This is a genomic window from Enterobacter sp. WCHEn090032 (genome assembly GCF_003986875.1).
In the GTDB taxonomy this organism is placed as follows: Bacteria; Pseudomonadota; Gammaproteobacteria; order Enterobacterales; family Enterobacteriaceae; genus Enterobacter; species Enterobacter sichuanensis.
On the sequence record NZ_RXRN01000041.1, the window covers coordinates 24,363 to 33,648 of the forward strand.

General features: G+C 53.3%; 7 protein-coding genes. 3 read left to right on the forward strand and 4 right to left on the reverse strand.

What is annotated here, in order from left to right; all coding sequences use genetic code 11:
- Positions 1–100 precede the first annotated feature (100 nt).
- Together yjdN and EKN83_RS22240 are read right to left on the reverse strand one after the other, a co-directional pair.
- Positions 101–544, reverse strand: coding sequence for a VOC family metalloprotein YjdN (yjdN, locus tag EKN83_RS22235; protein ID WP_025757900.1), 444 nt, complete (start codon positions 542–544; stop codon positions 101–103).
- 122 nt (positions 545–666) lie between these two features.
- Complete coding sequence (locus EKN83_RS22240) at positions 667–1,002, reverse strand: zinc ribbon domain-containing protein YjdM (protein WP_045285524.1); 336 nt, start codon at positions 1,000–1,002, stop codon at positions 667–669.
- Between the two features lie 595 nt (positions 1,003–1,597).
- Between EKN83_RS22240 and crfC the strand changes: the two genes are divergently transcribed.
- Positions 1,598–3,952: a clamp-binding protein CrfC gene (crfC, locus tag EKN83_RS22245; protein WP_126801719.1), complete on the forward strand. Its 2,355-nt coding sequence runs from the start codon at positions 1,598–1,600 to the stop codon at positions 3,950–3,952.
- Positions 3,949–4,824 carry a diguanylate cyclase regulator RdcB family protein gene (locus EKN83_RS22250; protein ID WP_045285523.1) on the forward strand — a complete coding sequence of 292 codons (876 nt, stop codon included), beginning with the start codon at positions 3,949–3,951 and terminating at the stop codon, positions 4,822–4,824. The genes crfC and EKN83_RS22250 overlap by 4 nt, the downstream gene beginning before the upstream one ends.
- 62 nt (positions 4,825–4,886) lie before the next feature.
- On the opposite strand, the gene kdgT is transcribed toward EKN83_RS22250, so the two are convergent.
- Positions 4,887–5,879: a 2-keto-3-deoxygluconate transporter gene (gene kdgT, locus EKN83_RS22255; protein WP_025760382.1), complete on the reverse strand. Its 993-nt coding sequence runs from the start codon at positions 5,877–5,879 to the stop codon at positions 4,887–4,889.
- A 649-nt stretch (positions 5,880–6,528) separates the two neighbouring features.
- Here kdgT and proP point away from each other — a divergent pair.
- The gene (gene proP / locus EKN83_RS22260) at positions 6,529–8,031 is read left to right on the forward strand and encodes a glycine betaine/L-proline transporter ProP (RefSeq protein WP_126801720.1); all 1,503 of its coding nucleotides are present in this window, start codon (positions 6,529–6,531) and stop codon (positions 8,029–8,031) included.
- A gap of 33 nt (positions 8,032–8,064) precedes the next feature.
- Here proP and EKN83_RS22265 read toward each other — a convergent pair whose 3' ends face one another.
- A complete protein-coding gene (locus tag EKN83_RS22265) occupies positions 8,065–9,018 on the reverse strand; it encodes a nickel/cobalt transporter (protein WP_047957578.1) in 954 nt (317 codons plus the stop codon).
- Positions 9,019–9,286: the final 268 nt, after the last annotated feature.

The window sequence follows — 9,286 nt, forward strand, 5'->3', positions numbered from 1 at the left end:
GGAGTTTGAAGAGTTGAAGTGAAAGCGATGACAGTCACGGTAGGCCTGGTCAGCGCAGCGCCACCGGGCGCTGTTGCCGGCTGCGCTGCGCTTATCCGGCCTACGACGTTTGGTGTTGTTTCACGACGTTAATCATCCACGGCACGCCGTATTTGTCGGTGACTTTACCGAAACCGTGAGCCCAGAAGGTTTCCTGCCAGGGCATCTCGACATTGCCGCCTGCGGCAAGGTTGTCGAACCAGCGTTTGCCTTCATTGACGTCCTGGGTGTCGAGAACCAGCGTAAAACCGGCATATTGCGCGTTGCTGCCGGGCGGCATCCCGTCGCTCATCATGATATCGCTGCCCGCAATGCGGACGTTGGAGTGGGCGATAGCCGAATCCGGAAATTGCATACCGGACGGGCAACCTTCTTCGCTGTTATCGCTTTTTGGCATTTCGCCGAAAGTGATCTTGTAGAGGAGCTCCGCGCCGACGGCCTGCTGATAAAAGGCAGTGGCTTCTGCACAGTTGCCGGCGAAAGAGATGTAGGGACTTAACGGCATAATCTTTACCTCACGTAAGAAAAGCCCATTAAGTTTAGTTCTTTTTTTGTAGGCCGGATAAGCGTAGCGCATCCGGCAAAAGCGCCCGGTGGCGCTGCGCTTACCGGGCCTGGAGGTGAAAATCAGTTCTTTTTCACAAACTCCGATTTCAGTTTCATCGGGCCAAAACCGTCAATTTTACAGTCGATATTATGATCGCCTTCAACCAGACGGATATTCTTCACTTTGGTGCCGATCTTCAGCATGGAGGAGCTGCCTTTAACCTTCAGATCTTTAATGACGGTCACACTGTCGCCGTCCGCCAGCAGATTGCCGTTCGCATCTTTTACAACAAGCGCATCAGCGTCCTGTGCTGGCTCGGCATCATTCCATTCGTGCGCACATTCCGGGCAGATGAACATGCCATTATCTTCATAGGTGTATTCAGAATTGCATTTCGGGCAGTGTGGGAGTTGCATATCGGTATCCTCAGAAAGTGTAAACGCGCTGGAAAGTGCCAGCAAAATGACGGCAGCGTGCCGAAAAAGGCGGCAAGTATAACGCAAATCCACACGGTTGTCGGTGATATTGTGAATTAAAAAAATTCCACAAGCGTGTCGGGAGTGACACTTTATGTCAGTCAGTTAAGCGATGCTGACGTCATTAACACGTTGGGAAGAAATGGCGCGAAATATATCGAATATTTTATTGCAGCAAATTGCTACGCACCTCCATTTCGGATAAGGTGAAGCAACACATTGTTATTTATCTCCGGACTTTGCTGCCATACATATCTTATGGCTGTAGAACATTACCTCTCTTTTTAGGTGGGTAAATAATGGTGATATATCCTGAAGTTTCTTAAAAATGGGCTACGCTTTTTTCTTTTGGCTATCAGGCCTGGAGAAGAGTTCTACACGCCATGCAAGGATAGTGAATTATTCCTGATTATCTTCAATTAGTTATATTTCGGCGAACATGTTTTCCACACGTAATCATATAAGCCTGAACAACATAATTAAAACCAGTGGCTTAATAAAAGTAATAAATTTGCGTTAAGGAAAGGCTTTTATCATGCACACACAGACCATTTTTGAATTAAGCCAGGAAGCTGAGCGTTTGTTACAGCTTGCTCTGCAAAATCTTGATACGTTGAAATCAATGCCGACTGCGATGCTGGAAAGCACAACGGCTGCCATCACGGGTGAAAAGAACAACGTTTTACCTTTGCATTTTAGTGCGCGCGGTGTCGATGCGCAGCAGGCGATGCTGAATAATGAATTACGAAAAATAACCCGTCTGGAAATGGTCCTGGCGATTGTCGGCACCATGAAAGCGGGCAAATCGACCACCATTAATGCGATTGTGGGTACCGAAGTGTTGCCTAACCGCAATCGTCCCATGACGGCGCTTCCGACGTTGATTCGCCATACGCCGGGTCAGAAGGAGCCGGTGCTGCATTTCTCACACGCCTCGCCCATCGATGAACTGATCCAACTGCTGCAGAAAAAGCTTGGCGATTACGATCGCGCGAAGCTGGCCCAGCGTCTGGAAATTGATAAAGACATGAATACGCTGCTGGAGCGTATTGAAAAAGGGGAAGCCTTTGAGAAGCATCACCTGGGGGCACAGCCGATCTTCCATTGTCTGAAAAGCCTTAACGATCTGGTGAGGCTCTCCCAGGCGTTAGGGGTCGAATTTCCGTTCTCTGAATATGCGGCTATCGAACATATCCCGGTAATTGAAGTGGAGTTCGTGCATCTCGCGGGGCTGGATGCACATCTCGGGCAACTGACGCTGCTCGATACGCCCGGGCCTAATGAGGCCGGACAACCGCATCTGCAAAAAATGCTCAGCGAACAGTTGTCCCGCGCGTCGGCGGTGCTGGCGGTGATGGATTATACCCAGCTTAAATCCATATCAGATGAAGAGGTCCGTCAGGCGATTTCCGCGGCGGGTAAATCCGTGCCGCTGTATGCGCTGGTCAATAAATTCGATCAGAAAGATCGTAACAGCGACGATGAAGAACAGGTCCGGGCGATGATCTCCGGTACCTTAATGAAAGGCAATATTTCGCCCGGCCAGATCTACCCCGTTTCGTCCATGTGGGCGTATCTGGCGAACCGCGCTCGCTACGAGATGAATACGCACGGGCAACTGCCGGATCATCAGGAGCAACCGTGGGTGCAGGATTTTGCCGAAGCGGCGCTGGGACGTCGCTGGCGCACGGCGGACCTGGACGATAGTGATCATGTTCGTCATTCTGCCGATTTGCTCTGGGAAGATTCGCTCTTTGAACAACCGATCCGCAAGCTGATTTACGCCGCCTATGCTAATGCCTCGCTATTCGCTCTGCGTTCGGCCTCGCATAAGTTGCTCAACTACGCCCAAAATGCCCGGGAGTATCTCGACTTCCGCTATCAGGGGCTGACGGTAGCCTTTGAGGCGCTGGAACTCAATATCGCACGTCTGGAGGAGGACATGGCGCTTCTGCAGACGCGTCAGCGCGTGGTGAGCGATGAGGTGAAACATGAGGTTGAGCAGGCGCTAAACGCTACCGCGGACTTTATGGTGTCGCAAAAAACGGCGCTGCATCAGGCGATGGGTGATCTATTCAGCGCGCACCATATTCTTGAGCTGGCCGGTATCAACGGGCTGAATCACCGCATTGACGCGCAGGAGGATCTGAAGCAGCTGGTGCTGGACGACGAAGGGCAGGCGCAGATCGCGCTGAGTAAAATCCGCTCTTCCTGCGAGCTTATCATGCTGGATGCGCAGAGGAAGATCGGCCGGGAACTGGCGTTACGCTTCGATCAGCTGGAGTCGACGCTGGCGCGGTCCCTGAATGAAGCGATGCGTCCCATTGAAACGCGTATCAAAGAGCACCTGAGCCATGCGGGTTTTCGGGCGCGGATCAGTTTCCCGGCGTTTCAGGCGAGCCAGCTTAACTTTAATACGCAGGCGCTGTTTAACGATGCCATTGCGCAGGATGACAGCCAGGCAGGCCAGCCATCCGGCGGGGGCAGCATGCGTGAAACGGTCTCTCGCTGGCTCAATAATCCGGGCTGGGGCTGGGATGATTATGTCGAAACGCGCACGCGCTATGTTATCGACATTGCACAGCTTCATGAAAAAATTAAGCAACATATTGAGCAGTTTTGTGAACAAATACGTAAAGCTTTATCCGCGCAGGTCGATGTCTCTGTTACGGCAGGAATGGCAACGTTCTTTGCAGAATTTTCGTTGTGCCTGACCGGGTTACAGGAAAGCTTGCGTGATAGCCTCGCAGTGCGCCAACAAAATGAGCATTCAACCCGAGCGCTCTGCCAGTTGTTGAAGCAAAGTATCACTACTGCGACGTGGATTCAGGAAGATACCCGACTGTTACGCGATGATATTCAAACTCTATTCGCGGCAGAGCAACCATGACAACACCACTACTGGATGGCCCCGGGCGAACGCTGGAGTGTATTCATCCAAAATTTATGGTCGATCTGGTGCAGGGGGTAGACGCAGCGCGTCATCCCCACCCTGGACCACAACAGCTGCAGTTTCGTGAGCGGTTGACGCAGGAAATTATGACCCGTACCCGGCTACGCCCCTGGGCGATGGCGGGGATGCTCAATGAAAATGCGGCGCTGCGCCTGGGCCTGGCGGAAAAACTGGCCGGCATGCTGGACCCGGGCCATCTCGCCCTGACGCTGATGGCGGAGAAGCTGATGGCGCTGCGCCAGCAGGCTCATCCGCGCGCCCAGCAGGCACCGGGGCTGATGCAGCAGTACGCCGAACTCTCTTCTCATTTTACCCAACGGGCAGCTTATAAAGAAAAGGCCCTGACCCAGCGCGGGCTAACGGTGCAGGCGGGTGAGCACAGCGAGCAGATTTTTACCCGCTGGCGGGCCGGGCACTATGATGGCTGGTCACTGGCCGGTCGCTGTTTTATCGTCCTGGAAGAGCTTTGCTGGGGGCCATTTGGCGACGCCTGCCGCCTCGCGAACGAAGATGTTGCGGCCATGCTCAAGGATAACCTGCGCAGCATGGCGGCAAACTATCTGGCACAGGGGATTAACGCCTCTCCCACGACCCGCCATTTCTATCACCAGTGGCTGACAACACCGGCCTCTCCGGGCTTAATCGATCATAAAGACATGCTGGGCTGGCTGGGGGACTGGTGTCAGGCGGATAAACATCCGGTGAGCTGGTCAGTGACGCAGAACTGGCAGACCGTCGCGCTGGGGATGCCGAGGCTCTGTTCAGCAAAACGGCTGGTGGACGGGATGGTGGACGAGATTTTTGGGTGAATTCTTCACCCACACTCTGCCCCTCTCCCCGGAGGGGAGAGGGGATGGTCTGGTGCGGTGTGTTAATGGCGGAGTTCTACCGCTTTTCGTTCGATGTCCTGTTCCGGGGCACTTGCGTAGCGTTTCGCATACAGCGCGGTGATGATGGGCACCAGAATCGCGGTGACAATCACGCTGGCGGCAACCAGTGCTGTCGCTGAAGCGGCCACCGGTTCGAAAGCTGGGTTAATCTGGGCAATAATCACCGGATTGGCGACGGCTGCGCCTGCGGCTGAAGAGGCGGCGACGCCCGCCGTACCGTTTCCTCCCCCGATAACGCGGTCAGCAATCACCAGCGGAATACCGGTGATGCCGATCACGGCAACACCCAGCACAATACCCAGCAGTCCGGTATCGAGAATGACCTTCAGGTTGATGGTATTCCCCAGCGCGAAGCCGAAGAACGGGATCAGCACCGGCGTGGCTTTGCTGAAGAAATCACGCAGATCGTGGTCCAGATTGCCCAGCGCGAAACCGACCAGGAAAGGCAGGATCGCGCCGACAAAATGGTGGGGTTCGAAAGAGGCCAGGCCTGCAGAGCCCAGTATAAGCATCGTCACCAGCGGGCCGGACTCCAGAGACATCAGGACAAAGGCACCGGACTCTTCTTTCGTCCCGTACTGGTTCATCAGGCTGGCGTACAACCCGCCGTTGGTCATATCCATCGCGGAGACAATCGCCAGCACCGATAAACCGGCAAAGAATCCGGTCTGAATTCCATTCTCCGGAATGAACATCGCGCATATCATTGCCACAGTCCAGGCAACCGCTATTTTGGTTATCACCAGCGTACCGGATTTCCGTAATACCGTACCCGTCGCCCGCAAATTAATGGATGCGCCAATACAAAAAAACCAGACGGCAAGAATGGGAACCGTGCCCGTAATCATTCCTTTTGTAAAACCACCGAAATAAGCCCCGGTATCAGGAGCCAGGGTATTCAGGATGGCTCCCAGTACCAGCGGAACCAGCATCATACCGCCAGGTATGCGTTCTATCGTGGCTTTAATCTTCATAGACAAACCTCACATCTGATCCCGCAGGGCGGGTGATAGGTGTTAAAAATTAGTCATTAAATTCAATCTGTTGCCGTTTGTACCCGCGATCGTGTTTTTAATGACCCGGCAACAAAATGAACTGAGTACGCTCGCGTAACCTCAGCCAAAAAGAGATAAAACGTTATGTTCTGATTTATCATGCGATCATTGGAATATCGATTCAATGAAAATAAAACATCGTTTTAGTTATCTTTGTCACATATTCAATGCAAAGCTAAGGGCAGATTCCTGACGATGGAAAATTATGTGAGTTGGGTATGAATTAATGGGGTTCGTTTTTTTGATGAGAAAGGATTAATAACGTGTGTGAGGCTGCTTTTCAGGCGGACTGAGAAAGTGCCTATTTGCGCTCCTTGACAAAAATTAGCGTGGGTTGACCGAGCACAGAAATATGTGTGAAGTTGATCACAAATATAAACGCTGGTAGGGTAAAAAGGTCATTAACTGCCCAGACAGGCGTCAACAGGTTCGGTTGTATCGACGTAAAACGTCAATGTAAGTAAACCTGCTACGCTTGAATAAGGCGATTCGCATGGAGCGGATCCCATGGTTCACAGAACGCAAACTGGACTGTGAAACAGACAGGGCCGAGTCAACGAGGATAGCTATGCTGAGAAGGAAAAAGATTAAACCCATTACGCTTCGCGACGTCACCATTATTGATGACGCAAAACTGCGTAAAGCCATTACCGCAGCTTCGCTCGGTAATGCGATGGAATGGTTCGATTTTGGTGTCTACGGCTTTGTGGCCTACGCGTTAGGTAAAGTATTTTTCCCCGGTGCCGACCCCAGTCTGCAGATGATTGCCGCCCTGGGTACGTTCTCCGTTCCCTTCCTGATCCGTCCGCTGGGCGGTCTGTTTTTCGGTATGCTCGGCGATAAATATGGTCGCCAGAAGATCCTGGCCATCACCATCGTCATTATGTCGATCAGTACATTCTGTATCGGCCTTATCCCGTCTTATGCCTCCATCGGCATCTGGGCACCGATTCTGCTGCTGATTTGTAAGATGGCGCAGGGCTTCTCGGTAGGGGGGGAATATACCGGGGCATCGATCTTTGTTGCTGAATACTCCCCGGACCGTAAGCGCGGGTTTATGGGAAGCTGGCTGGACTTCGGCTCGATTGCCGGGTTTGTTCTGGGCGCCGGCGTGGTGGTACTGATTTCAACCGTGGTGGGGGAAGAGAACTTCCTCGAGTGGGGCTGGCGTATTCCATTCTTCCTGGCGCTGCCGCTGGGGATCATAGGCCTCTATCTGCGTCATGCGCTTGAAGAGACGCCTGCGTTCCAGCAGCACGTTGATAAGCTTGAGCAGGGCGATCGCGAAGGGCTGCAGGACGGTCCGAAGGTGTCGTTCAAAGAGATCGCCACTAAGCACTGGCGGAGCCTGCTGGTCTGTATCGGTCTGGTGATCTCCACCAACGTGACCTATTACATGCTGCTGACCTACATGCCGAGCTATCTGTCGCATAACCTGCACTACTCGGAAGATCACGGTGTGCTGATCATTATCGCCATCATGGTGGGTATGCTGTTTGTGCAGCCGATTATGGGCCTGTTGAGTGACCGCTTTGGTCGTCGACCGTTCATTATTCTGGGAAGCGTTGCGCTGTTTGCTCTCGCCATCCCGGCGTTTATTCTGATCAACAGTAATGTACTGGGGCTGATTTTTGCCGGTTTGCTGATGCTGGCGGTGATCCTTAACTGCTTTATCGGGGTGATGGCCTCAACGTTGCCTGCGATGTTCCCAACGCACATTCGCTACAGTGCGCTGGCTGCGGCCTTTAATATCTCGGTGCTGATTGCCGGTCTGACCCCGACGCTTGCTGCTTCGCTGGTGGAGAGCACGCAGAACCTGATGATGCCAGCTTATTACCTGATGGTGATCGCGGTGATTGGTTTGATTACGGGTCTTACCATGAAGGAGACCGCGAATCGACCTCTGAAAGGCGCAACGCCTGCGGCATCGGATATTCAGGAAGCGAAAGAGATCCTCCGTGAGCACTACGATAGCGTAGAGCAGAAGATCGAGGATATTGACGCAGAGATTGAAGAACTGCAGAAGAAACGCTCCCGACTGGTGGACCAGCATCCACGCATCAACGAGTAATAAAAAACCCGCCGCTGGCGGGTTTTTCTTTTATTAGCATCCTGCGGCGATGTAGTCGCCATTGGCGCTGATGGGGATCACCGTCAGGAACAGCACCGTCGCGAACAGGATCAGGGCTATCCCTCCGGCTATTTTGACTGCCGGCACCAGCCATCTTAATGACGTGCTTTCTCCGAACCAGGTCACCGTGCGCTCACGGGCGTAACGTACAGCCAGTGAAAGCCCCATAATCGACAGCGCTGTGCCCAGCGACATGGTCATGACCGCGGCCATTCCCCAGGTGACTATGCCCAGCGCGTTCGAGAACATCAGGATCATGATTGCCCCGCTACACGGACGCGCGCCGATCGCCAGGATCACCCCCAGACGGGTTTTCCAGTCGCCCTGCGTCAGGTCTGCGCCTACACCGTGATGGCCGCAGCCACAGTGTTCATCATGCTGATGAAGAGGCTTAATGGCGGACACCGTCATCCTGCGCGGGCGCAGGCTCTTCAGCGCCTGGTAAATGACGAAGGCACCAAATGCGCCAATAAGCACAGCGCTTATCTTCTCAACATACCAGCGGCTGGTACTGATATCCCCGGACGCAAGGTTAAACCCGACAGCCAGAATAAAGACAAACAGTATGGCGCTGACGCCTTGCATCAGGCTACCCAGGAAGGGGATGACCCGGGCGGCCAGCTCGCTTTCTTTATTTGTCGTCAGGTAGGTCGTCACGATGAACTTTCCGTGTCCGGGACCAATGGCGTGCAGAACGCCATAAAGGAAAGCCCCCGTTAGTAACCATAATCCGCCGCTGTACTGGTGGTTATTAAGCTGCAGCAGATACATCACCAGATAACGGTGCAGCGTAATTTGCGTGGCAAGACACCACTGGATAAAGGCGTTCCAGTGGCTATGCAGGGTAAATCCGGCAAAGAGGATCGCCAGCAGCATCAACCCCGCTGTAGGGAGACGCCAGTCGCGGGCGAGGCGTTGTGTGGTCATGAGGATGAGCCTGCACAGAGGAGAGTATTTGCCGCTAGTATAGTTGATCTTCCTGTTCAATTCGTGGGATCGCATCGGGATCCGCTTATGATTGTGGATAAGTCTGTGTGTAAAAAGGTATAAGGCGGGGTTTTGCTGGGGAATGCAGCAGTCAGTCATTTTTTTGCAACTTTTCGGTTGCGGTCGCTCGGTAACTCCCTATAATGCGCCTCCATCGACACGGCGGATGTGAATCACTTCACAAACAACCCGGTCGGTTGAAGAGAAA

Bases quoted from the DNA above. Each gene is read 5' to 3' on its own strand.
- yjdN (WP_025757900.1), bottom strand. From the start codon at position 544: ATGCCGTTAAGTCCCTACATCTCTTTCGCCGGCAACTGTGCAGAAGCC.
- EKN83_RS22240 (WP_045285524.1), bottom strand. From the start codon at position 1,002: ATGCAACTCCCACACTGCCCGAAATGCAATTCTGAATACACCTATGAA.
- crfC (WP_126801719.1), top strand. From the start codon at position 1,598: ATGCACACACAGACCATTTTTGAATTAAGCCAGGAAGCTGAGCGTTTG.
- EKN83_RS22250 (WP_045285523.1), top strand. From the start codon at position 3,949: ATGACAACACCACTACTGGATGGCCCCGGGCGAACGCTGGAGTGTATT.
- kdgT (WP_025760382.1), bottom strand. From the start codon at position 5,879: ATGAAGATTAAAGCCACGATAGAACGCATACCTGGCGGTATGATGCTG.
- proP (WP_126801720.1), top strand. From the start codon at position 6,529: ATGCTGAGAAGGAAAAAGATTAAACCCATTACGCTTCGCGACGTCACC.
- EKN83_RS22265 (WP_047957578.1), bottom strand. From the start codon at position 9,018: ATGACCACACAACGCCTCGCCCGCGACTGGCGTCTCCCTACAGCGGGG.